The sequence below is a fragment of the Stackebrandtia albiflava genome, from assembly GCF_007994225.1.
Taxonomy (GTDB): domain Bacteria; phylum Actinomycetota; class Actinomycetes; order Mycobacteriales; family Micromonosporaceae; genus Stackebrandtia; species Stackebrandtia albiflava.
Genome location: NZ_VLLL01000006.1, coordinates 84,978 through 107,915, shown reverse-complemented (window position 1 = coordinate 107,915; position 22,938 = coordinate 84,978). Strand labels below are relative to the sequence as shown.

The 22,938-nt window shown below is 69.5% G+C and carries 23 protein-coding genes and 2 tRNA genes; 13 read left to right on the top strand and 12 right to left on the bottom strand.

The features are described from left to right. Window positions 1–13 precede the first annotated feature (13 nt). Window positions 14–439, bottom strand: coding sequence for a nuclear transport factor 2 family protein (locus LX16_RS11210; RefSeq protein WP_147137777.1), 426 nt, complete (start codon window positions 437–439; stop codon window positions 14–16). A 137-nt stretch (window positions 440–576) separates the two neighbouring features. Between LX16_RS11210 and LX16_RS11205 the strand changes: the two genes are divergently transcribed. From LX16_RS11205 to LX16_RS27930, 3 genes are all read left to right on the top strand, one after another. After that, window positions 577–1,122, top strand: a complete 546-nt coding sequence (locus tag LX16_RS11205; protein ID WP_147137772.1) for a TetR/AcrR family transcriptional regulator — start codon at window positions 577–579, stop codon at window positions 1,120–1,122. Window positions 1,123–1,185: 63 nt separating this feature from the next. Then, window positions 1,186–1,536, top strand: a complete 351-nt coding sequence (locus tag LX16_RS11200; protein WP_158645563.1) for a DoxX family protein — start codon at window positions 1,186–1,188, stop codon at window positions 1,534–1,536. A 326-nt stretch (window positions 1,537–1,862) separates the two neighbouring features. Continuing rightward, complete coding sequence (locus LX16_RS27930) at window positions 1,863–1,991, top strand: hypothetical protein (protein WP_280176803.1); 129 nt, start codon at window positions 1,863–1,865, stop codon at window positions 1,989–1,991. Between the two features lie 69 nt (window positions 1,992–2,060). Here LX16_RS27930 and larB read toward each other — a convergent pair whose 3' ends face one another. Then, window positions 2,061–2,843 (bottom strand): nickel pincer cofactor biosynthesis protein LarB, encoded by a 783-nt coding sequence (larB, locus tag LX16_RS11195; RefSeq protein WP_244615793.1) that lies wholly within the window; start codon window positions 2,841–2,843, stop codon window positions 2,061–2,063. Between the two features lie 67 nt (window positions 2,844–2,910). Here larB and LX16_RS11190 point away from each other — a divergent pair, with 67 nt between their 5' ends. The 5 genes from LX16_RS11190 (at window position 2,911) to LX16_RS11170 (ending at window position 6,898) form a co-directional block, all read left to right on the top strand. Further along, on the top strand, window positions 2,911–3,642 hold the full coding sequence (locus tag LX16_RS11190; RefSeq protein WP_147137763.1) for a glycerophosphodiester phosphodiesterase: 732 nt from the start codon (window positions 2,911–2,913) through the stop codon (window positions 3,640–3,642). 246 nt (window positions 3,643–3,888) lie between these two features. Next, complete coding sequence (locus LX16_RS11185; protein WP_147137760.1) at window positions 3,889–4,314, top strand: ATP-binding protein; 426 nt, start codon at window positions 3,889–3,891, stop codon at window positions 4,312–4,314. Window positions 4,315–4,325: 11 nt separating this feature from the next. Continuing rightward, window positions 4,326–5,210 (top strand): DUF5926 family protein, encoded by an 885-nt coding sequence (locus tag LX16_RS11180; RefSeq protein ID WP_147137756.1) that lies wholly within the window; start codon window positions 4,326–4,328, stop codon window positions 5,208–5,210. A 14-nt stretch (window positions 5,211–5,224) separates the two neighbouring features. Then, window positions 5,225–6,460: a glycosyltransferase 87 family protein gene (locus LX16_RS11175; RefSeq protein ID WP_147137753.1), complete on the top strand. Its 1,236-nt coding sequence runs from the start codon at window positions 5,225–5,227 to the stop codon at window positions 6,458–6,460. Window positions 6,461–6,517: 57 nt separating this feature from the next. Further along, window positions 6,518–6,898: a zf-TFIIB domain-containing protein gene (locus tag LX16_RS11170; RefSeq protein ID WP_147137750.1), complete on the top strand. Its 381-nt coding sequence runs from the start codon at window positions 6,518–6,520 to the stop codon at window positions 6,896–6,898. 178 nt (window positions 6,899–7,076) lie between these two features. On the opposite strand, the gene LX16_RS11165 is transcribed toward LX16_RS11170, so the two are convergent. After that, window positions 7,077–8,261 carry a homogentisate 1,2-dioxygenase gene (locus LX16_RS11165; RefSeq protein WP_147137747.1) on the bottom strand — a complete coding sequence of 395 codons (1,185 nt, stop codon included), beginning with the start codon at window positions 8,259–8,261 and terminating at the stop codon, window positions 7,077–7,079. Window positions 8,262–8,418: 157 nt separating this feature from the next. Here LX16_RS11165 and LX16_RS11160 point away from each other — a divergent pair, with 157 nt between their 5' ends. Next, window positions 8,419–9,231 carry a hypothetical protein gene (locus LX16_RS11160; RefSeq protein WP_147137744.1) on the top strand — a complete coding sequence of 271 codons (813 nt, stop codon included), beginning with the start codon at window positions 8,419–8,421 and terminating at the stop codon, window positions 9,229–9,231. 3 nt (window positions 9,232–9,234) lie between these two features. Further along, a complete protein-coding gene (gene fahA, locus LX16_RS11155; protein WP_147137741.1) occupies window positions 9,235–10,452 on the top strand; it encodes a fumarylacetoacetase in 1,218 nt (405 codons plus the stop codon). A 58-nt stretch (window positions 10,453–10,510) separates the two neighbouring features. Here the strand turns inward: fahA and pknB are convergent, their stop codons facing one another. The 7 genes from pknB to LX16_RS11120 form a co-directional block, all read right to left on the bottom strand. Beyond that, entirely contained in the window at window positions 10,511–12,328 is a 1,818-nt protein-coding gene (gene pknB / locus LX16_RS11150) for a Stk1 family PASTA domain-containing Ser/Thr kinase (protein ID WP_147137738.1), read from the bottom strand. Window positions 12,329–12,362: 34 nt separating this feature from the next. Beyond that, window positions 12,363–13,736 (bottom strand): serine/threonine-protein kinase, encoded by a 1,374-nt coding sequence (locus LX16_RS27095; RefSeq protein ID WP_211354456.1) that lies wholly within the window; start codon window positions 13,734–13,736, stop codon window positions 12,363–12,365. Window positions 13,737–13,800: 64 nt separating this feature from the next. Continuing rightward, the gene (locus LX16_RS11140; protein ID WP_147137735.1) at window positions 13,801–15,273 is read right to left on the bottom strand and encodes a penicillin-binding transpeptidase domain-containing protein; all 1,473 of its coding nucleotides are present in this window, start codon (window positions 15,271–15,273) and stop codon (window positions 13,801–13,803) included. Then, window positions 15,270–16,832 carry an FtsW/RodA/SpoVE family cell cycle protein gene (locus tag LX16_RS11135; RefSeq protein WP_147137732.1) on the bottom strand — a complete coding sequence of 521 codons (1,563 nt, stop codon included), beginning with the start codon at window positions 16,830–16,832 and terminating at the stop codon, window positions 15,270–15,272. The genes LX16_RS11140 and LX16_RS11135 overlap by 4 nt, the downstream gene beginning before the upstream one ends. Window positions 16,833–16,844: 12 nt before the next feature. Continuing rightward, window positions 16,845–18,230 (bottom strand): PP2C family protein-serine/threonine phosphatase, encoded by a 1,386-nt coding sequence (locus tag LX16_RS11130; RefSeq protein ID WP_147137729.1) that lies wholly within the window; start codon window positions 18,228–18,230, stop codon window positions 16,845–16,847. Continuing rightward, entirely contained in the window at window positions 18,227–18,706 is a 480-nt protein-coding gene (locus LX16_RS11125; protein ID WP_147137726.1) for an FHA domain-containing protein FhaB/FipA, read from the bottom strand. Before LX16_RS11125 ends, LX16_RS11130 begins: the two co-directional genes overlap by 4 nt. 57 nt (window positions 18,707–18,763) lie before the next feature. Then, window positions 18,764–19,495, bottom strand: coding sequence for an FHA domain-containing protein (locus LX16_RS11120; protein ID WP_147137723.1), 732 nt, complete (start codon window positions 19,493–19,495; stop codon window positions 18,764–18,766). Window positions 19,496–19,780: 285 nt separating this feature from the next. Here LX16_RS11120 and LX16_RS11115 point away from each other — a divergent pair. The 3 genes from LX16_RS11115 (at window position 19,781) to LX16_RS11105 (ending at window position 21,045) form a co-directional block, all read left to right on the top strand. Continuing rightward, window positions 19,781–19,866, top strand: a tRNA-Leu gene (locus LX16_RS11115). A gap of 268 nt (window positions 19,867–20,134) precedes the next feature. Then, complete coding sequence (locus LX16_RS11110; RefSeq protein ID WP_211354455.1) at window positions 20,135–20,839, top strand: methyltransferase; 705 nt, start codon at window positions 20,135–20,137, stop codon at window positions 20,837–20,839. Between the two features lie 132 nt (window positions 20,840–20,971). Further along, a tRNA-Phe gene (locus LX16_RS11105) sits at window positions 20,972–21,045 on the top strand. Window positions 21,046–21,299: 254 nt separating this feature from the next. On the opposite strand, the gene LX16_RS11100 is transcribed toward LX16_RS11105, so the two are convergent. Both LX16_RS11100 and LX16_RS11095 read right to left on the bottom strand, forming a co-directional pair. Beyond that, window positions 21,300–21,848 carry a hypothetical protein gene (locus LX16_RS11100; protein WP_147137720.1) on the bottom strand — a complete coding sequence of 183 codons (549 nt, stop codon included), beginning with the start codon at window positions 21,846–21,848 and terminating at the stop codon, window positions 21,300–21,302. Window positions 21,849–21,916: 68 nt separating this feature from the next. Next, on the bottom strand, window positions 21,917–22,408 hold the full coding sequence (locus LX16_RS11095; protein WP_158645562.1) for a GNAT family N-acetyltransferase: 492 nt from the start codon (window positions 22,406–22,408) through the stop codon (window positions 21,917–21,919). Window positions 22,409–22,938 lie beyond the last annotated feature (530 nt).

Genomic DNA, 22,938 nt, shown 5'->3' with positions numbered 1-22,938 from the left:
GGTGACGTCGGGCTCAGTCGCGGAGTGCCCGGGTCACGAAGTCGATCTGGTGGGGGCCGAAGTAGTCGCGCATGTTGCGGATGAGTCCCGCCTCGACGGTGAACACCTGGACGTAGTGGGCGACGGTGGGGGTGGGCAGGGTGATGGCCAACGCGATCTCGGCGACGAGGACGCGGGGGTCGGTGGTGTCGTGGAGGGTGACCCGGGTGGCGGCGGGGTCGACGACGGTGCCGCTGTCCGTGACGTGGTCGCGGAGCGCCTGGAGTGTCCTGCGGATCGCGGCGCGGCCTTGGAAGCGGTGGGGCACCGGGTCGGCGACGAGCGGGAATTCGAGGACGCCGTCCTCGGTGTAGAGGTCGGCCTGGGAGGTGACGTCTCCGGAGACGCCGGCGGCGGCGAAGCGTTCAAAGACCTCGCGCGGGGTGGGATGATCCGTCATGTGTGGCTCGTTTCGATGCGGGGCACACTTGTGCCGACAGCCTGTTTACCGGAGTGGCCACTCCGGTTCCACTATACGGAGTCTCCACTCCGGTTGACTCGGAGGGTGCCTTGCCGGATCCGTCACCGTCGCGGCCGATGCGCGCCGACGCACGCCGCAACCGCGCGAGGGTCCTCGCCGCCGCCGAGGCGGTGTTCCAGGAGGCCGGCGCGGCCGCCACCACCGAACAGATCGCCCGGCGCGCCGGAGTCGGCATCGGCACCGTCTTCCGGCACTTCCCCACCAAGTCCGACCTGCTGCACGCGATCATCACCGACAGCCTGGAACGGTTGACCGTCCGCGTCACCGAACTGGAGTCCCACGGCGACCCGGCCACCGCGTTCTACGACTTCTTCACCGAACTGGTCCGCCAGGCGGGGGAGAAGCACGGGGTGATGGCATTGCTGGCGCAGACCGGGGAGGCGCCGGCGGTCCACAAACCGATCGACGCCTGGCGCGCCACCGTGGAACGCCTGCTCGCCCGCGCGCAGGCGGCCGGCGCGGTACGCCCCGACGTCGGGGGCGACGACGTGCTCGCGCTGCTGCTGGGCCTGTGCCAGACGGCCGTGACCACCGGCTGGGACGACACCAGGTGCCGCGCGGTACTGCGGGTGGTGTTCGACGGCCTGGCGGCGCGGCACTGATCGTGATTCGCCCCTGCGGCGCCGACCCGGCACATAGGATCGGCCTCCTACGGGGGAGGTGCCGTGACGGTCGTGATCATCATCGTGTCGCTGCTGCTGGCCGTGGCGTTCCTGGCGACCGGCCTGCCCAAGGTGACGGGCAAGGACGCGGCGCGCCGCCAGGCGGAACACCTGGGTGTGCCGTTCGGTGGTTACCGGGCGATCGGCTGGCTGGAGACGGCCGCCGCCGTCGCGCTGGTGGTGGGACTGTGGTGGGAGTGGCTGGCCGTCGTGGCGTCCATCGGACTGGTCCTGCTGATGATCGGCGCGGTCGTCGCCCACCGCCGGGCCGGCGACCCGACGAAGGCCGCCACACCCTCGATCGCCCTGGGGCTGCTCGCCCTGCTGAACCTCGTCCTGTTGATCGCCCGCTGAGCGGTGCCGTCCCCGGTTTCCCGCCGGTCGACGCCGCGTCCGGGCGTTTTCCACAACCACCCGGTTGTCCACAGCCCGCCGCGTCCCCGTTGGACATCCCGGGCGCGCCGCTCCTAGGCTCGACGCCATGGGGAGGAGGAGTGGCGGCCCCCCACTCCGGGGAGGCGCCGTGGTGACCGCCATATCGTGAGCCCCGTCATGGCGCCCCGAAGGTCCTGGTCAGGACATGTCACGGTCGGCCACCGACCATTCATCCACTGTGTTCGATCTGTTGGGGGTTGAATGTCGTACCCCGTGGGTAATCTGCGCATGAACAAGGAGGAGACATGGCCAAGTACATCGGACGACACCGCCGTGACCGCATCGCCCGGGCCGACAAGACCTCGCCCGCCGCGCGGCCCACGCAGCCCCGCCGCAGCTCCGAGGAGCGCGAACCCGTGGCGGCCGGTCACTGAGCCCCGTTCACCCAGTCCAGACGCGCGTGCCCGGTGATCCGGGCACGCGCGTTCCCCTTCTCGGGTCCCTCACGCCTCCCGCCGGTCACCCGCGCGCACGATGCGGGCCGCCGCGACGGCCGCCCCGAAACCGTTGTCGATGTTGACGACCGTGACGCCCGGCGCGCACGAGTTCAGCATCGTCAACAGCGCCGCCAGGCCACCGAACGCCGCGCCGTAACCCACCGACGTCGGTACCGCCACCACCGGCACCGGCACGAGTCCACCGACGACCGACGGCAGCGCGCCGTCCATGCCGGCGACCACGACCACGCAGTCGGCCCCCGCCAACGCGGGCCGGGCCCGCAGCACCCGGTGCAGTCCGGCGACCCCCACGTCGGGCACCGGTACGACACCGAGCCCGTGGGCGCGCGCGGTCAACACCACCTCACCGGCGACCGGCTGGTCCGACGTCCCCGCCGACACCACCGCGACCGTGCCCCGCGCCGGTGGCGGGGTGCCGACGAGCGCGGTGCGGCCCGACTCGTCGGTCTCGACGGGCGCGAACCCGCTCCGCAACGCCGCCAGGCCCTCCGGCCGCAACCGGGTGGCCAGCACCGCGCCGCCGGGTCGTGCCGCGAGCAGGCGTTCCGTTATCGCCACCAACTGCTCGGGGGTCTTACCGTCGCCGAACACCGTCTCGGGTTCACCCGTCCGCAACGGACGGTGAGTGTCCACTTTGGCGAAACCGAGGTCGGCGTATCCCGGTCCGCCCGCGAAGACGCCCTCCGTCAACGCGGCGGCGGCCTCGGTCACCGAGGCGGTACCGTCCGCGACCCGGTGCAACAGTAGGGAGATCTCTTCAGGCGTCACGGAGGGCAATGCTGCCACCGACACCGCCACCCGGCCCGACGCAGGTGGGTTGACTATGCTTCGCGGCATGCCGGAACCCATGATCGTGGCGCACCGTGGGGCCAACGTCGATCTCCCCGAGCAGACCCTTCCCGCGTACGTCCGGGCCGTCGAGGTGGGCGCGGACGCCGTCGAATGCGACGTCCGGCTGACCCGGGACGGGCACCTGGTGTGCCACCACGACCGCACGGTCGACCGCACCAGCAACGGCAGGGGCGCCATCTCGGGTCAGACACTCGCCGAACTCCAGAAGCTCGACTTCTCCGGCAGGCGCGAACCGGTCGCCGGTGAACAACACCAGATCCTGCCGTTCGTGCAGTTGCTGCGGCTGATCAACGAAGCCCCACGCAGGGTGCGGATGCTGGTCGAGACCAAGCACCCATCCCGGTTCGGCGCGGAGGTGGAACGGGCACTGCACCGGGCGCTGGCCGACTTCCCCGGCCTGGACGTCACCGTCATGTCCTTCGCGCGGGCGGCCGTCAGCCGGTACCGCACCATGGACCCCGCCGTACCGCTGGTGTGGCTCTACGAGTTCCCGCTCGGGACAGTGCCCGAGGCCGCCGGGATCGTGGGACCCCGGCTGTCGCTGGTCCGGTCCAAGCCGGACCTGATCCGGCAGGCCCACGACGCGGGCCGCAAGGTGTACGTGTGGACCGCCAACCGGCCCGAGGACGTCGAGTTCCTCGCCGGCCTCGGCGCCGACGCCGTCATCACCGACGATCCCGCTATGGCGTTGGCCACACTGGGTCGCACACCGTGATCTCCCCGACACGACGGGTCGTCACGCCAGGCGTGACGAGGCACCCGGAATCCATAACGCGGCCACAATCCCGTCACCTCACGGCCGGCCGCGCGGACCGGACGTGTGCCGTTTCGGCGATCTAGCGGTATCTTCTAGACGGATCGGCACACTGTTCGGTGGACCCCTCATGGACGGGTCGGCCCAACGGGGCTCGTGTTCACGCCCGTGCCGTATCACACACGCGTCACGTGGAGGCTTGAGTACATGCGGACGGTGGTGAACAGCCCCACCTCATGGCAGACCAGGGTGCCCCACCATGCCCGCAGCGCCGCCACCATCCGTCGCTGGCTGGCAGAGGTGGTCGGTTCGCTGTACCCGCACCGGCTCGCCGATCTACACGCCGTCGCCACCGAACTCATCTGTAACGCGGTGCGCCACGCCACCCCGCTGCCCGACGGCGACCTCTCCGTGAGCTGCCGGGTGGCCGACGGCGAGGTGGAGTTCTCCGTCACCGACGGCGGCGGCGCGACCCTTCCCCGGCCCCGCCCCCTCGACACCACCGCACCCGACGGCAGGGGCCTGCTCATCGTCAGCGCCCTCGCCTCCAACTGGGGTGTGCAGGACGAGTCACACGGGCGAACGGTGTGGGCGAGGCTGACACCCGGAGCACAGCAAGCGGTTCACCCGTAGGCTGTCACACTGTGAGTAAGCGACGCAAACACAGCGCCAGCGGCGCGACACCGCGCAAGACCAAGATCCGCGACGTATTCGTGGCCCGGCCCTTCGAGGGCCTTCCCGGCGAGGGCGACTGGGTCGCCATGCGGGAACTGCTCCCCGCCGCGACCGCGCCACTGAGCCTCAAACCGGAGTTCGCCGAGCAGGTCGGCGACCGCGAGGTCGTTCTGACGACCGTGCTCCCGTTGGCGTGGCCCGCGATGAGCCGCACCGACGACAAGGTCTTCGTCGCGATGCAGCGGCAGTTCCAGTCCGGTGACGTCAGCCGCGACATCGCCGCGTCCCTGCTGGCCGCGCTCGCGGCCGCCCCGGGCCGGCCCGTCGCCGTCCCCGCGCGGCCGGGTCCCGGCCCGCGCATGCAGGACCTGCTGTCGGACGCCCCGCTCGAGGTCACCGTCCACGACACCTTCGACTACTGGCTCGCGCCGGACGCCGACACCGAGAACCCGCAGATCGGCGCGAGCATGGAACGCGCCAACGCGTCGATCTACCCGACGAGTCCGCTCGCCTCCGCCGACGCCGGTTACTGGTGCCGCACACCGGAACACGTACACGTGCGGATCGTGATGCCGCAGGACGAGGACTCCGCCCTGGACGCCCTCGCGCGGCTCCGCGGCGACGACCGGCTCAAACTGACCGAGGCGTCGAAGTTCGCGGGCATGTTCCGCGCGCACGGCCTGCTGGTTCCGGTGTGGGACCTGGCTCCCGACGTCACCGCCGAGGAGTGCGAGTCACCGGTCGCGGAGTTCATGAAGCGTTACGCGGAGGCGCTCACCGAGACGGCCCCGTTGACGAGCGCGCAGCGCCGGGCCCGTGACGGCCTGGTCGGCCGCCAGCTCACCCTCCGCTGAGGCACGGGGACACAATGGAGCGACTGCGGCGCGACCCGCTCTACCTCGACGCACTCCTGTACGGGCTGTCGGCCGCGTTCGCGGTGTACACCGCGGTGTGGTCCACCCTGCCCGCGCACCGGTTCTGGGGGGCCGTCGTCCTGGGCGGGTACGTGCCCGCGACGATCGTGTCCGTGCTGCTGTGGAACCGTTACGGCACACCGGTGCGGTTGCGGCTGTGGGTCGCCGTCGGTACCGGTGCCGCCGTCACGGGCATGCCCCTGCTGGCGGAGGTCGCGCAACGCGCCCAGGGCGTTGCCGGCCGGGCGCAGGACGAGGTGCTGGTCGTCGAGGACTCCGGGGTCCGGCTGTGGGAGACCGGAACCCCCTATCTCACCGACGAGGTGATCTCGGCGCTGCCGGTGCCGCTGCTGGGCTACGACCCGTACCAGCCCGGCATGGCGTTGTTCGGCCTGCCGCGCGCCTGGTTCGGTGAGGCGTGGTTCACCGACGCCCGGATCTACTTCGCGCTGGTGACGGTCGCGGCGGTGTGGTGGGCGGTCCGGCTGCTGCGGGACGCCGGTATGCCGGTCAACCCGACGGTCCGCGCGATCCAGGCGGTGTTCGTGGTGCCGGTGTGCGCGTTGACGCTCGCCACCGGCGGCGACGACCTGCCCGTGGTGGCGGCGTGCGTACTGGCGTTGGCGGCCATGGCGGTGGGCAGGCCGGTGCTCGCGGGTGTCGCCATCGGTGTCGCCGCGGCGTTGAAACTGTTCGCGTGGCCGGTCCTGGTGGTCGTGGCGGTCCTGGCCTGGCGGCGCGGGGAACTGCGCCGGTTCGCGCCCGCCGCCGCCGGGATCCCGGTGCTGGCCATGGTGCCGGCCCTGGTGGCCGACGCCGGCGCCTTCTACGACAACGTGATCGGATACCCGCTCGGGCAGGGCGTCGTGAAGTCGACCGCCGCGTCGCCGCTGCCGGGTCATCTCATCGCCGAGCACGTCCCCGGCGGCGGGATCATCGCGATGATGCTGTTGGCGTCGGCGGCGGCGGGGTTCGCGGTGTACCTGTGGCGCACCCCGGTCACCTCCGCGCACCACGCCTCGGCGGTGTGCGCGGTGGGGCTCACGGTCGCGATGTGCCTGCTGCCGGCGAGCCGGTTCGGCTACCTGCTGTACCCGGCGGTGTTCGGAATCTGGTGGTGGGTGCTCCGGGAGGCGGAGTCGCCACGCTCGCCGTGGCGCGTGGAGAACGGTGCCCAGGCGCGACGCTGACGTGTCAACCGTCACCCATATGCGTATGCGTGCACCTGCCAGGTACCGTTGGAAAGTATGGAGATGAACTGTCCCAAGTGCCACGCGAAGATGCGCCAGTTCGAGCGCAACGGCGTCACGATCGACCAGTGCACCGAATGCCGGGGGATCTTCCTCGACAGGGGTGAGCTGGAGCACCTGATCGACGCCGACGCCAAGTTCCAGTCCGGTGGGGCGCCGCAGTCGGCTCCCCGGCCTCCGGCCGCTCCCGCGCCGCAGGCCCCGCCGCCGCCGGTCGCGCCGGGCCACTACCCGCCGCCGGCGTCCCCGTACGGGCACGGCCAACAGCCGTACTACAAGCACGGGCACGGGCAGCCCTACTACAAGCACGGCCACGGATACGGCCACGGCCACCCGAGGAAGCGCCGCAAGAGCTTCTTCGAAGAACTGTTCGATTAGGACATCCGTGGTCGATCCGCGTGTCCGGTCCACTCGTGGGACGGCGCGCGGTGCCACTGCTTCGACGAGGACGCTGGGAACCGGCCGGGTGATCACCCCGGGCGGCTCCTGAGCCTTCAGTGCACAGGACAGCGACCCGAACCGCCCTCCGGCCCACGGCCGGGGGGCGGTTCGCCGTTCACGCCTCGGGACTGCGGTTCCACGTCCAGGCGTAACCGGTGTCCTCGCACTCCAACGCCGCGTCGCACAGTTCCAGCGGCCGGAACGTGTCGACCATGACGGCCAGCTCGTCGAAGTAGTCGATGCCTATCGCGCGTTCCGCCGCTCCGGGCTGCGGCCCGTGCGTGAAACCGGACGGGTGCAGCGAGATCGATCCCTGCTCGATGCCGGACCCCTTGCGGGCCTCGTAGTTCCCGCCGGTGTAGAACAGCACCTCGTCGGAGTCGACGTTGTGGTGGTTGTACGGCACCGGGATCGCGTCCGGGTGGTAGTCGACCTTGCGCGGCACGAACGAGCAGATCACGAAGTTCGGTCCCTGGAACGTCTGGTGCACCGGCGGCGGCTGGTGGATCCGCCCGGTGATCGGTTCGAAGTCGTGGATCGACAGCACCCACGGGTAGAAGTGGCCGTCCCAGCCGACCACGTCGAACGGGTGGTGCGGGTACACGAACTTCGTCCAGACGGTGCGTGCGCCGCGGCCGCGGTGCTGCACGTACACCTCGACGTCCTCACCCTCCACCAGGAGCGGCTGTTCCGGCCCGCGGATGTCGCGTTCGCAGTACGGAGAGTGTTCGAGGAACTGGCCCCGCACCGACAGGTAACGCTTCGGCGGGGTGATGTGCCCGCTGGACTCCACCACGAGCGTCCGCAACGGTTCGTCCCCGGTCGGCACGATCCGGTGGATGGTGGACATCGGCACGATCAGGTAGTCACCGGGCGACACGTCCAACGCACCGAAGGAGGTCTCCACCGTCGCGGTTCCCGCCTCCACGTAGACGCACTCGTCGCCGATCGCGTTGCGGTACAACGGGGACGGCCGGTCCGCCACCGCGTACGAGATCCGGCAGTCGGCGTTGGCCAGCAGGTGGCGGCGGCCCAGGACGGCGTCGCCGCCGCCGCCGAGCTTGTGGGTGCGGAAGTGCCGGGGTTTCAACGGGTGGTTGGTGACCGGTTCGACGGTGCCGGGGTCGTACGCGAGACTGTCGGAGATCGCGGTGGGCAGGTGCCGGTGGTACAGGAGCGACGAGTCCGAGGAGAAACCCTCCTGCCCCATCAGCTCCTCGGCGTACAGGCTGCCGTCCGGCTGCCGGAACTGGGTGTGTCGCTTCTGGGGGATCTCCCCGACGGCACGGTAGTAGGGCATCATCGACTCCTTGACGCGCGGTCGGCTGCCGGTGTCACGACAGCGTAGGTGGTGTGGCCAGCCTAACGCGACCCCTGACCGGCCCGGTCACTTCACGGAACGGGTCCGTCCGGTTCGCACGGGTATACCGGGACCGCCGTCAACTATTCTCGGAACGATGTCACACCGCTTCGCGATACCGGCGCTGTTCACCGGCCTCATCGACGACGCCGCGGTCTTCCCGCCGGGCAACGCGGCGGTCCCGGACGCGGTCGCGGCTCACCGCGTTCACCGTTCCGCCTGGTACGCGGACCTGGTGGGGCCGCTGCTGTTGCCGGTGGGGCGGCTGTCGCAGGTGCCCGCCGGGGAGGGACCGTTGCGGGTCGGTGTCATCGCCGACACCGGGGTCCCCGCCGCCGTGGCGGTCCTGGACGCGCCGCCGCCGGGGCTTCGGCCGGTGCAGTTGGAGGCACGGGTCTCCGGAGGCGCCGACGTGGAACGGTTGGCCGACGCCGTGAAGCGGCACGGGATACCGGTATTCGCTGAAATACCCGTCGACGCCGCCGGCGACTGGCTTCCCGAGTTGACCGGTGGCGGCCTGGTCCCCAAGTTCCGCACCGGTGGTCTCACCGCCGACCTGTTCCCGAGCCCCCGCCGGCTGGCGGAGGCGATCACCGTGTGCGCCCGCGCCGGGACGGGTTTCAAGCTGACGGCGGGTCTGCACCACCTGGCCCGGCACACCGATCCCGCCACCGGTTTCACGCATCACGGTTTCGGGAACGTGTTGCTGGCGGCCGATCAGGCCCACCGATCGGAAAGTGTCGACTCCGTGACAGAATGTCTGGAGATCCGCGACTCCACCGTGGTCGCCGCGCGGCTGCGTGAACTGCTCACCGCCGCACGGCCACTGTGGGCGGGCTTCGGTTCGTGCAGCATCGCCGAACCGCTCGATGACCTCACCGGTCTGTCCCTGGTACATGAGGAGAAATAAGAAGTGAGCTGGGTCGACGGCGCCACCGACAGCCTCTACAGTGTCCATCACCTGCCGTACGGCGTGTTCTCCACGAAGGACGACACGTCCCGCCGGATCGGTGTCCGCATCGGCGATCAGGTGCTGGACGTCCGCGCCCTGGTCGCGGGGAGCACCTGCCCCGGCTGCACCACCTGCGCCGCCCTGGGCGCCGACGACCTGACCCCGTTGCTGGCCGCCGGGCCGGAGGCGTGGTCGAAGGTGCGCGGCCAGCTGCAGGAGGCGCTGACCGACACCGAGTACAAGGCCTCCGTCTCGCAACTGCTCACGCCGGTCGCCCGGGTGACGATGCACATGCCGTTCACGCCCGCCGACTACGTCGACTTCTACTCCTCGGAGCACCACGCCGTCAACGTCGGGAAGATCTTCCGTCCCGACGGGGAACCGCTCATGCCGAACTGGAAGCACCTGCCGGTCGGTTACCACGGCCGCGCGGGCACGCTGGTGCCCTCGGGCACCGACATCGTGCGTCCCAGTGGGCAGCGCCGCACCCCGGAGGGGGAGCCGGTGTTCGGTCCCTGCGCCCGGCTCGACATCGAGGCCGAGGTCGGTTTCGTGGTGGGCGCGCCGTCCCCGATGGGGTCCTCGGTGTCACCGGACGGGTTCACCGAGCACGTGTTCGGTGTCGTGCTGGTCAACGACTGGTCGGCGCGCGACATCCAGGCGTGGGAGTACCAGCCGCTGGGTCCGTTCCTGGCCAAGTCGTTCGCCACGTCGATCGGCACCTGGGTGACCCCGTTGGAGGCCCTGGCCGCCGCGCGGGTGCCCGCGCCCGTGCAGGAGCCCGCGGTGCTGCCGTACCTGAAGGAGTCCGACCGTTACGGCTACGACCTGACGCTGTCGGTGAAGTGGAACGACACCGAGGTGTCCCGGCCGCCGTTCGGTCAGATGTACTGGACACCCGCGCAGCAGTTGGCGCACCTGACGGTGAACGGCGCGGCGCTGCGTCCCGGTGACTTCTACGCCTCCGGCACGGTCTCCGGCCCGGAGAAGGACCAGCGGGGAAGTTTCCTGGAGCTGACGTGGGGCGGCAGCGAACCGGTCACCCTCGCGGACGGCTCGATCCGCACCTTCCTGGTCGACGGCGACACCGTCACCATCTCCGCGACCGCCCCCGGCCCGCGCGGTGTCACGATCGGCCTGGGCGAGGTCACCGGCCGCATCCTGCCCGCCGCGGGCTGATCCGGCCCCCATACGCGAAACGGCCGCCGGGTGACCGGCGGCCGTTCTCGTCGTCACGTCACCCGATCGGTCCCGGGTCCTCCGCGGTCACCGTCACGGTCGAGCCGCCCTGCACCACCGTGTCGGGGGCGGGGTCCTGGCCGTTGATCACCCAGTCGCCCTCGGCGTCGGCCGGTACCTCCAGTTGCAGACCATCGGGCATTTCCGCCCGGGCCTGGTCGATGGTCTTACCGTCCAGGTTCGGGACGCTCACCCCGACCACCCGGATCGTCACGTCACCGCCTTCGAGTTCCTGACCGCCGCCGGGGTTCTGCTCCAGTACCGTACCGACGGGTTGGTTGCCCGTCACGTACTCGCGGTTGCAACCGAACCCGGCGCTGCTCAACTGGCCGCAGGCGTCGTCCTCGTTCTGCCCGACCACGTTGGGCACCACGTTCAGATTGCCGTCGGACCATTTGACGGTTACCTTGCCGTTCGGTTCGACCTGTTCACCGGCCTCGGGGTCCTGCGACACGAACCCCGGTTCGACACCGTCGACCTCCTCGAACTTCGGCGACAGGTCCACCTCGGCGAGCAGGTCGATGACCTCCTGCTGCGTCTGTGCCCCCGACAGGTCGGGGACCTCCACCATCGTCGGGCCGGCACCCACCTCGATGGTCACCGCCGAACCCTCCACCACCGAGGCGGCGCCCGGTGGCGACTGGTCCAGCACCAGGCCGGCCTCCTCCTCGGTGGAGGGCACCATGTCGACCTCCGGTTCCAGGCCCGCCTCCCGGATCATCGTCTCCGCGTCGGCCTGGGTCTCACCGATGACGGTGGGGACCTCGACCCGGTTGCCGGCCGCCATGTACCAGGCGCCGTACCCGACGGCACCGGCCAACAGCAACGCCAACACCGTCCACAGGGCGACCACGCGCTTGCGGTTCCGGCGGGGCGCCTCCACCGCGGCGGGCACGTGCCGGGTGTCGTCCCCGGTCGCGGCCCCCAGCAGTTGGGTGCGTTCCTCCTCGCCCATCAACGGCGTCGCCAGCACGGGACGGCCCGCGATGGCACGTTCCAGGTCCTCCCGCATCTCACCGGCCGTCTGGTACCGGTTGGCGGCGTTCTTCGCCAGGGCCTTCAACACGATCGCGTCCACCGACGGCGGCACGTCCGGGTTGACGGAGCTGGGGGTCTTCGGCGCCTCCCGCACGTGCTGGTAGGCGACACTGACCGGGTTGTCGCCGGTGAACGGCGGGTCCCCGCACAACAGCTCGTACAGCAGGCAACCGGTCGCGTACACGTCGGAACGGCGGTCCACGGTCTCGCCCCGCGCCTGCTCCGGCGAGAGGTACTGGGCCGTCCCGATCACCGCCGACGTCTGCGTCATCGTGGCCTGGCCCGCCGCCATCGCCCGGGCGATACCGAAGTCCATGACCTTCACCTGGCCGTTGGTGGCCAGCATGACGTTGCCCGGTTTGACGTCCCGGTGGATGATCTGGTGCCGGTGGCTGAAGTCCAACGCCGCGCACACGTCGGCGACGATCTCGCACGCCCGCCGGGGCGCCAACCGCCCCTCGGCGATCAGCACCTCCTTCAGGGTGCGGCCCTCGACGTACTCCATGACGATGTACGGGACGGACCCGTTGCCGGAGTCCTCACCGGTGTCGTACACGGCCACGATCGACGGATGGTTCAGCGACGCGGCGTTCTGCGCCTCCCGCCGGAACCTCGTCAGGAACGTCTCGTCGCGGGCGAGGTCGGTGCGCAGCATCTTTATGGCGACGTCGCGGCCCAACCGCAGGTCACGGCCGCGGTGTACCTCGGCCATGCCCCCGTAGCCGAGGACGCCGCCGATCTCGTAGCGGCCGCCGAGCAGTCTGGGCTGCGCCGTCATCGTCACTGTCCTTCGTGTGGAAACTTGTGTCGGTCTAGCGGGGGATGCATCCGATGGTCCCAGGTGTACAGCTCGGTGAACCGTCCGGTGCGGACGGATCCTGCGAGTCGCCCGGATTCACCCTTGTCATACTCGTTTCAATCACGATCGGGGTTCCAGGGAGCTGCTCACCATTCGGTGTGATGTCCGCCACGAAGCGCCCGTTCCCGTCGATCTCCACGTCCGTGAACCCGAGCTCCTGCAACGCGGCCTGCACCTGCTGCGGGTCCTCGTTGACGTACTCCCCGACGTCGATGAGCAGCGTCTCCTCCTCGGCGTCCGCGGACTGCGTGGTGTTGTCGGAGCCCCCGTCGCCGGCCTCCGCGCCACCTCCGTCGACGATCGCCCAGACACCACCGGCCAACACCACCAGGCCCAGGGCCGCGCCCGCGACCACCAGCATCAACCTGTTGCGTTTCGCCACCGGCGGCGGCGTATGGGGATCCAGTGCCTGATTCACCCGCGTACGGTCGTCCAGTCCGACACCCGGCGGCGGCACCGCCGCCCCCCTCGCCGGCGACGAGACCACAGCCGGACCCGCCATACCGACGACCTCCCGGGCCGCGGCCGCCATCGCCTCACCCGTCGGGAACCGTTGCGCCGTGTCCTTCGCCAACGCCTGCGCCACGAACCGCCGCGCCGGCTCCGGCACGTCGTCCGGCAACGGCGGCGGAGCGTCGTTCACGTGCCGCATCGCCAACTCGACCGGGTTGTCGCTGTCGAACGGCCGCCGCCCCGCGAGGCACTGATACGCGACGATGCCCAGCGAGTACACGTCGGCCTGACCGGTGATCGGCTGCCCCGACGCCTGCTCCGGTGAGATGTACGCGGCCGTCCCCAGCACCGAACCGGCCTGGGTCAGGCCCCCCGTCAACGCCGACCGGGCGATGCCGAAATCGGTCAGCATCACGTTCCCCTGCGGCGACAACAGCAGGTTCCCCGGTTTGACGTCCCGGTGGATGACGCCGCGCTGATGCGCGGCGTCCAACGCCTCCGCGGCCTGCGCGATGATCGGCATCGCCTCCTGCGCGGTGAGCCGCCCCTGCCGCTGCAACCGCGCCGTCAACGCCTCACCGTCGATGAACTCCATGATCAGGTACGCGACCTGACCGCCCCCCGGCATCGGCGACTCGCCGTAGTCGTACACCCGGACGATGTTCGGGTGCGTCAACGTCGCCACCACCCGCGCCTCGCCACGGAACCGTTCGACGAAACCCGGCTCATTCAACAGCGAAGGCAGCAGCACCTTGGCGGCGACCTCCCGGCCCAGCACCTCGTCGGTGGCACGCCACACGTCGCCCATGCCGCCCGTGGCGATCCGCCGGTCCAGCCGATACCGGCCGCCGAGCTTGCTGCCCGGAGTCATCATCGTCTTCCGTCCTTACTCACCGAGGGTCGTGTCCACCCTCCATGGTGCCTGTCCGCCGCCAACGTCATTCCAGCGCCAACCGCATCAGTTCGCCGGCGATCCGGGTCGCCTCGCCACTGCCGCCGTCACCGGCGGCGGCCAGGAACACCGAGACCGCGACGACCGGTTCGCCGTCACCGTTGAAGGCGTAACCGGTGAACCAGCCGTGTTCGGGCAGGTCGTTGCCGTTCTCGTCGACGCCGTGCTGCGCCGTCCCCGTCTTACCACCCACCGTGAACCCCTCGATGCGGGCGTTCGCGCCGGTGCCGTTGCTCGCGGAGACGACGTTCTCCATCATCTTGCGCAGGTCGGCGGCGACGTCCGCGCTGAACGGGTTCGACAGTTCGTCCTCCGGCCCGAACTCCAGCGTCGTCTGGTTGGGGGCCTGGATCTCCCGGATCAACTGCGGCGACATCAGGGAACCACCGTTGGCGACCGCCGCCGACAACATGGCGTCCTGCATCACGGTGAGTTTCACCTCGTGCTGCCCGATGCACGCCTGCGCCAGGAACGCCGGGTCGGACAGGTCACCCCACTGGCTCGCCTCCACGCCCAGTGGCGTCGTGAGCTGCTGCCCGAAGCCGAGCGCCTCGGCCATCTCCGCGATCGGTTCCGGCCCCAGCTCCTCCACGCACAGCTTCGCGAACGAGGTGTTGCAGGACCGGGTCAACGCCTCCTGCAGCGTCAACTCGTCCTCCGGGCACTGGTTCTCACTGTTGGTGATGGTGGTGCCCGCGTTGGGAGGGGTGTAGGAGTTACCGGACGAGATCTCGGTCTCCGGTGTCATGCCCGCCGCCAGCGCCGCCGCCGCGACCACGACCTTCATCGTCGAACCCGGCGGGTACAGCTCCCGGGTGCTGCGGTCGAGCATCGGATTCGACGGGTCGCTGGTGTACGCGGTCCACGCCTCGGATGACTCCTGGTTGTCGTGGCTGGCCAACGGGTTCGGGTCGTACGACGGCGCAGACACCTGCGCCAGCACCCGGCCGCTGCGCGGATCGAGGACCACGGCCGCGCCGACCTGGCCCTCACTCACACCCGTGATCGCCTCCCACGCCGCCAACTGGATCTCCGGCTCGATCGACAACACCACGTTGCCGCCGGCCACCTCGGTACCGGTGAACAACTCGCTCAACCGGTCCACGAACAACCTCGGGTCCTCACCGGAGAGGATCTGGTTCTCGGTCTGCTCCAGCCCACTGTCGCCGTACACCAGCGACTGGTAACCCGTCAGGTGCGCGAACGGCTCGTTGAGCGGGTACTGCCGCCGGTACTTGTACTCGTCGCCGTCCTCGGTGGGGACACTGTCGGCGAGCGTCTCACTGCCGGCGACGATCGAACCGCGCTGCCGGGAGTACTCCGCGATCGTCACCCGGTCGTTGTAGGCGTTGTTCTGGTAGAAGTCGTGCTCGGCGAACTGGACCCAGTTCAGGTTCAGGAACAACAGCGAGAAGAGCACGATCACCACGATCGTCACCCGACGCAGTGGTGCGTTCACGGCTTCACCTCGGGAGTGGTGGACGGTGACGTCCGGTAGGGGTCGGTCGGCGGGCCGTCGGAACCCGGGTCGGAACCCGTGCCGGGCTCCTTCGCCAGCTGCGGCACCGACACGATCTGGGTCGGGGAGTCGTCCACCGGAGCCGGTGGCGGCGCGATCTTGATGGGGCCCGCCGGAGCCGCCTGCGGACGCCGCCCGGCGTCCGACAACCGGACCAGCATCGCCAACAGGACCCAGTTCGCCAACAGCGACGAACCACCGGCGGCCATGTACGGCGCGGTCTGACCCGTCAACGGGATCAGCTTCGTGACTCCGCCCAACACCACGAACAACTGGAAACCGACGCTGAACGCCAGGCCGCCCGCGACGAGTTTCCCGAACGAGTCACGCACCCCCAGGCCGGCGCGCATGCCGCGCGCGACCAACAGCAGGTACACCATGAGGATCGCCGTCAACCCGAACAGGCCCAGTTCCTCACCGAGACCCGACAGGATGAAGTCGCTGTTGGCGGCGGGGTTCGTCGCCTGCGGCTGCCCCGCGCCCGGGCCGGCCCCGAACAGGCCGCCCGATCCCAGGCCGATCAACGACTGGACGAGCTGCCGGCCGTCACCGTTGGGGTCGGCGAACGGGTCCAGCCAGATCGACACCCGCAACTGCAGGTGCGAGAAGAACGGGTAGATCAACAGGACACCACCGGTGAACAGGCTCAACCCGATGATGATCCAGCTGATCCGTTCGGTCGCGATGTACAGCATCGCCACGAACAGGCCGAAGAACAACAGCGACGTGCCAAGGTCCCGGATCCCGATCATGATGAGCAGGCTCACCAGCCACACCACCAGCACCGGGATCAGGTCCTTGGCGCGCGGGAACGGGATCCCCAGGAACTTGCGGCTCGCGAGCGACAACACCTCCCGCTTACGCACCAGGTAGTAGGCGAAGAAGATCAGCAACAACAGTTTCGCGAACTCGCTCGGCTGCACACTGGCGAAACCGAGGTCGATCCACAGCTTCGAACCGTTGATCTCCTGACCGATGATCGCCGGGGACGCCGCCATCAGGATCCCCGTCAGCCCCAGGATGAACGGGTACCGCGACAGGTTCCGGTGGTCCCGCACCAGCCACAGGAAGGCCGCGAACACCGCGACCGCCGCGAACAGGTACATGAGCTGCCGACCGCCCGGGTCGTCGAACAGGCCGAGCGCGGCACGGTCCTCGACCGTCGGATACACCTGGACGAGGGCCTGCGCCTCCTCGGAGAACACGACCGCGCTCATGTCGAGGCGACGGATGAACACCACGCCGATCCCGGTCAGCATCGCCCCGCACGGCAACAGCACCGGATCCGCGTACGGCGCGAAGATCCTCACCAGGACGTGCGCGACCAGCATCGCGGCCCCCATGAGGCCGACCAGCCAGAACGCCGTCTGGGTGAGCTCGCCCAGCAACGCGATCTCCACCGCGGTCTGGAACACGAACAGCACGAGGATCACCAACAGCAGCAACGCCAGTTCGACGTTGCGGCGTGTCGGTACTCGCGTGGCCTGTCTCGCGGTCACCCGGCCTCCCGGTCAGTCGATCGGACGGCAGTCGACGCCGGGTTCCGGGCCGGACGTCGTCGTGCCGTCCGGAGACGGTGAGTCGGACGGGCTCGGATCGGCGTCGTCCGAAGCGGACTCGGACGAATCCGGGTCCCCGGACGGTTCGGGCAGCGGAGACGGGCTGGGGGACGGGCAGGGATCCAACAGGTTCGCGTTGTCGGGGTCGTCGTCGGTCATGCCCTGCAGGATCTCCAGGGCCTCCTCACGACTGTCGGCGGGAATACCGGCGGTGACCTTGCGGCGGGCGTCCGGGGTCAGGTCGTCCACCGACCTCTCGCTCGCCACCTCGACGGTCGCCAACGAGACACCGAGTACCTCACCGTTGAAGCCCTGGAACACCGCGACGTGCCCCTCGTCGTCCACCCCGACGAAGTACTGCGACTGGTAGACGAGATACCCGGCGCTGACGACGATCCCCACCAGCAGCAACGCCACCAGGGTGTACCAACCGGCCTTACCCCGGCGTTTACGGGGCGGCTCGGCCGCCGCGTCATCGGTGTGCGTCTCGGCCTCCGGCTCGGCCGGTCCCGCCGTGGTCGCCGCGGCACGGGCCGCGGCCGTCGAAGGGTCCGCGGCGGACACGTCGTCACGGTCGGCGGCGGCGGCCCCACCCACGATCGGGGCGGCCTCGATGATGTCGGCGTCGGTGACGTCGGCGACCAGGACCGTGACGTTGTCGGGGCCTCCACCCCGCAACGCCAACTGCACCAACCGGTCGACCGCCTCGCGGGGGTCCGGGATCTGCCGGAGCACCTCCGCGATCGTCTCATCACTGACCACACCGGACAGTCCGTCGCTGCACAGCAGGTAACGGTCGCCCGCCACCGCCTCCAGGCTCGCGAACGTCGGCTCCACCTCGTTGGAACCCAACGCCCGCAACAACAGCGACCGCTGCGGGTGGTTCTCCGCCTCGTCCGGGCTGAGCTGTCCCTCGTCCACGAGCATCTGGACGTAGGTGTCGTCCTTGGTGATCTGGTTCAGCGCCCCGCCACGCAACCGGTACGCCCTCGAGTCACCGATGTGGACCATTCCGAGAGTGCTGCCGGAGAACAGGAAGGCCGTGAGCGTCGTACCCATGCCCTCCATCTGCGGGTTCTCCTCCACAGTGGTGCGGATACGGTGGTTGGCCTCCTCCACCGCGCCCGCCAGCGCGGCGGTCAGGTCACCACGGGGAACGTCCTCGTCCAGCACCGAGAGGGAGCTGATCACTATGTTGCTGGCCAGATCGCCGGCGGCCATACCCCCCATGCCGTCCGCCACGGCGATCAGCCTCGGCCCGGCGTACACGGAATCCTGGTTGCCGCTGCGGATCAGGCCGCGATCGGATACGGCGGCGTAACGCAAAGTCAAAGTCATGGGCGAAGCTCAATGCTGGTTCGGCCGATACGGATCGGCACCCCTAGGGGGACTGGAGTTGGTCCGGTGACCTTAGCGCGTCCCAGATACGTTCCGTTGGTCGATCCGGAGTCTTCCACGAGCCACTGCCCGCCGCGCGGCATCAACTGCGCGTGCCTCGCCGACGCGAAGTCGTCGTTGATGACCAGAGTGGAATCCGGGGAACGGCCGATCCGGATCGTGGAACCCCCCAACGACAACCGGGTGCCCTTGCGATCCCCCTCGGTCACGATCAGGTACCTGGCCGCCTGCGGGGCGGGCGCGCCCGGTGCGCCACGCGGCGGCGGCGTCGCGGCGGCACCACGCGAGGCCACCGCGACGCCGCCACCCGGGCGCGCGAACACGTCCCGCCGGATCGCACGCGCCACCACGAAGACGAACACCCACAACAGGATCAGCAAGCCGAACCGGGCGACCGTGAAGACCAACTCAGGCACGGACAGTCCTCCAAAGGTCAGGAATCATTGGGCCTGGCCCCGACATCGGCCGCGCGCTCAGTTGGCTTGCAGCGTCAGCGAAGTCGTCCCGAGCTGAATCATGTCACCCGGCTGGAGGGCGATCGTCGAGATCCGCTGCCCGTTGACGAGCGTGCCGTTGGTCGAGCCGAGGTCGGTCACGATCACCTGGCCGCCGTCGAAGTCGATGCGCACGTGAACCCGGGAGATACCCACGTCGGGCAGCCTGATCTGCGCCTGCTCACCACGGCCGATCGTGGTCGAACCCATCGTGATGGCGTACTGCCTGCCGTCACCGGACACCAGGCGGGGACCCGTCGGCGGCGCGGGCTGGCCACCCGGATGCGAACCGTCGTAACCACCGCCGTGGCCGTAGCCGTGCTGCGCGTGCTGGTCCTGTTGAGCGGCCACCTCCGCGATCACCCGGAACATCCCCGTGTCCAGGCCCTCGCCGCGCTCGATCTCCACGATCACGTCGCCGTACACGGTCCAACCGTGCTCCCCAATGTGCTCCGCCTGCGACTGCGCCAACTCCTGCGCCAACGCCGCCGCGTAGGGGGCGAGCCTGTCGTGGTCCGGCGGCGACAGGTCGATCACGTAACGATTCGGTACCAGAATCCGGCCACCGGCAAGAATGGCCTTGTGCGACTCGGCCTCCCGCTGCATGGCGCCGGCGATCTCCACCGGGTGGACTACACCCTTGAATATCTTCGCGAAGGCACCCTCAAACAGGCCCTCCAGCCGCTTCTCGAAGCGTCCCAGCACAGTCACCGGATTCCTCCTTGCCAATCACACCATTGAACACCACGGTGGCATTTGTGTGCCCGTCAACGATGGTATCGGGCCGCGTGAGACCGCTCAGCGTCGCGCGCTGAGCGGTCACGTGATTTCAGCAGCCGTAGCCGGTCATTCCAGGACTAAGTAAGCCTAGAGTGTCGCCGCAATTCCCGCCAGCCGACGCGGCCCCGCCCGCACCCCCACCCGGTAAGCCGGTTTCGGGCGCGACGACGCCTGTGTTAGAGTTCCATTCGCCTCGTTCGAGGCGTCCGGTCACTCGCGGAAGTGGCGGAATGGCAGACGCGCACGGTTCAGGTCCGTGTGCCCGAAAGGGCGTGAGGGTTCAACTCCCTCCTTCCGCACCATGGAACCCCGGGTCCAGAGTCCGACATCGGCTCAGGCCCGGGGTTCGTCGTCTCCGCACCCCGATTGTTCGCGGATCGTTCGGACACCGTTCATCCCCCGACCACGGCCGGGGAAACACATCCGCCCGCCCGGCACGGGCACCCGGGGATATAAGGCCACGGCACCGGCCGTCGCGAACGGCGCGAACCACCCGGGCCGCGAACGGACGCCGGTGCCGCGCGGCGATAACCGCTGTCGCGCAACCGAACCGTCTCCTACGCTTCCACCATGACCGGCTCCACACACCAGCCCCGGATGTCACCGGAACGCGCCGAATGGGTACTGCGGTGGCACGAAGCCGGTCGAGACCGTGCCGCCGAGCGAACCGGTGAGACCACCGAGTACCTGGGGCGCACCTTCACCGTCCCGCCCGACGTCATGCCGATCACCCCGGTGTCCCACGTCCTGGGCGAGGCGGTCCTGGCCGAGGTCCGGCCCGGTGACCGGGTACTCGACATGGGAACCGGCTCCGGCGTCAACGCCGTCCTGGCAGCCGGCACCGCCGCCGAGGTACTGGCCGTCGACGTGAACCCGTCGGCGGTGGCGACCGCCCGCGCGAACGCCGCCCGCAACGGGGTCGCCGACCGTGTGACGGTCCGGGAGGGCGACTGCTTCACCGGAATCGACGGACGTTTCGACCTGATCGTGTTCGACCCGCCGTTCCGATGGTTCGCGCCGCGCGACACCTTCGAACGCGCCGTCACCGACCGGGACTACCGGACGCTCACCGGCTTCATGGAACAGGTGGACCGGCACCTCACCGACGACGGCAGGGTGTTGCTGTTCTTCGGTTCCAGCGGGGATCTCGACTACCTGATGGAACTCGTCGAGGCGTCGCCGTTGTCGGCCGCCCCCGTCGCCGAACTCACCGAGGACCGGCACGGGTACCCCGTCCGGTACGTCACCTTCCGGCTCACCCGGCCCCCGGCCTGACCCGACCGCCACACCGAGCCGTGCGGGACCGAATCGTGACGTCCGCGGTCACGGACGCCCGCTGTCGCCGCCACCGGTATCCCGGATGCGGCCTCGCCCACTCATGCGGTAACGTATGCATGGCTCTATCCCGGCCAGGTAGCTCAGTTGGTACGAGCGCTCGCCTGAAAAGTGAGAGGTCGCCGGTTCGACCCCGGCCCTGGCCACCGAGAAACCGGAACCGACGTGATCGGTTCCGGTTTTCGCATTCCCACCGGTTTCCACCCCGGCTCCACAACCACCACCGAGCCGTGTGCCCCAGGACGACGACCCGCCCACGCCCACCCCGGCACCCGCCGACGAGCCGGGGGGCCGCCATCCTCCACCCCATGGCTTGAGCGTAGAACCGATTCGAGGCGCCCGTCCAGCGCTGTCCGCGAAGGTTGTGGATAACCGGGGCATTGTGGAAAACCCGCCCAGTTCAGTCGGTGTCGTCCAGCCACGCCCGGAGGTACTCCAGGTCGCTGCGCCACTGCGACTCCTCGGTCGGCGGCAGGATGTCGTCCCACATCGTCATGAACGGCCCCCGAAGCTGCAGGTGGCCCTTCGGGCGGGCCAGGAACCACAACTGGAGGTGGGCCGAACCGTCACCCCAGCGATTGACGTGCACCCGCGCGACCGAGTCGAGCGACCGGATCGCCCGTTCGAGACGCACCGTCAAGACACCCAACTCCGCGGCGTGCATCGTCGAGAGGTCGCCGAGATCGAGATGCGCGCGCGTCTCCAGGATGACGACGACCGGCAACCCCGAAGGCTTCGGCGGGGTCTTCACCCGCCAACGGTCGTTCGTCCACAGATAGCCGTCGTCCCCGGTGAGACACGACACGCACTCACCGGGCTCCTCGCCACGCCGGGGCGGCTCCACGTCCGATGCGGGGGCGATCGGCTTCAACCGAAGGTCGCCCTCGAACGGAAAAGCGGGCCAGGTCACGAAATCCGGAAGCTGCTGAGATCGGGGGTTGCCTGCCACAGATAGAAGTTACCGCATACCTGACGGCACCCGGACCGACCGGCGGCCGGAGATCATCCGCCGCGCGGCTACCGCAACCGCCGCCACATGATGATGTCGTCCCGGTAGTCGTCCTCGGCGACCTTGACGGCACCGGGCAACCGGCCGACCTCGACGAAGCCGTGCCGGCGGTAGAACTCCTCGGCACCCGTACCGGTCCGTACCTTCAGGCTCAACGCCTCCAACCCCAGGACGCCTCGCGCGACCGCCTCGACCGCCTGGAGCAACCGACCGCCGAGCCCGCCGCCCTGACTGTCCGGATCCACCTGCACGTGACGGACGTTCCGCCAACCCTGACGCGGCGGACTGTCGTTGGCGGCGAGAACGCACCATGCGACGATCTGTCCTCCCTTCGTCAAGGCGACCAAGGTGTCGCTGCCGTCGATGACCCGGGAGAGGATGGCCACGGTGTGCGGTCGAACCCCCTCCTCGGTGACCGGGGCGACGAAGCCCACCGATCCACCCGAGTTCGTCACCTTCGCCCACAGCTCGGTGAGTTCGTCCACCAGGGCCGTGGTCACCGGTGGATCCACCAGGACTTCGATTGTTTCGGCAGCCGCGTCCGGGCCGACCGCTGTAGCGGAATGCACGGATACAACAGTGCCCGATGGTTCTCCCGGGCACCAGATGCTTTCTCAAAGTCCGGTATGACGCGCGTCGCTTCCGGCGGTGGGCCTCCGGCGCGCCTCCCGCCACACCGGGCGCCGTGCTGATAGACACCGATGTATGTCCGGCCGGCCGATCCCACCATCGACCTGGTGGGCGCTGTGGCTCTGGATGGCCCACGGCCTCCACCGGGTCGCACGTGTCGTCGGCCGAACCGTCACCCCGATCCGGTCCCGACCGGCCCCTCCGGTCGGCGTGGCACCGCCGCCCGAACCCCGGGGACGCGGACCACCTCGTCACTCGTTCCGGTCGGTGCTCCACACCCACGACGCGATGTTTCACGTGAAACATTCCACGTTCCAGGTGTTCGCCACGTCGGTCATGTCGCCCAGCGGGGGAGACATGCGGACACGTGAGCCGGACCGTCGACCACACCGACGTTCTC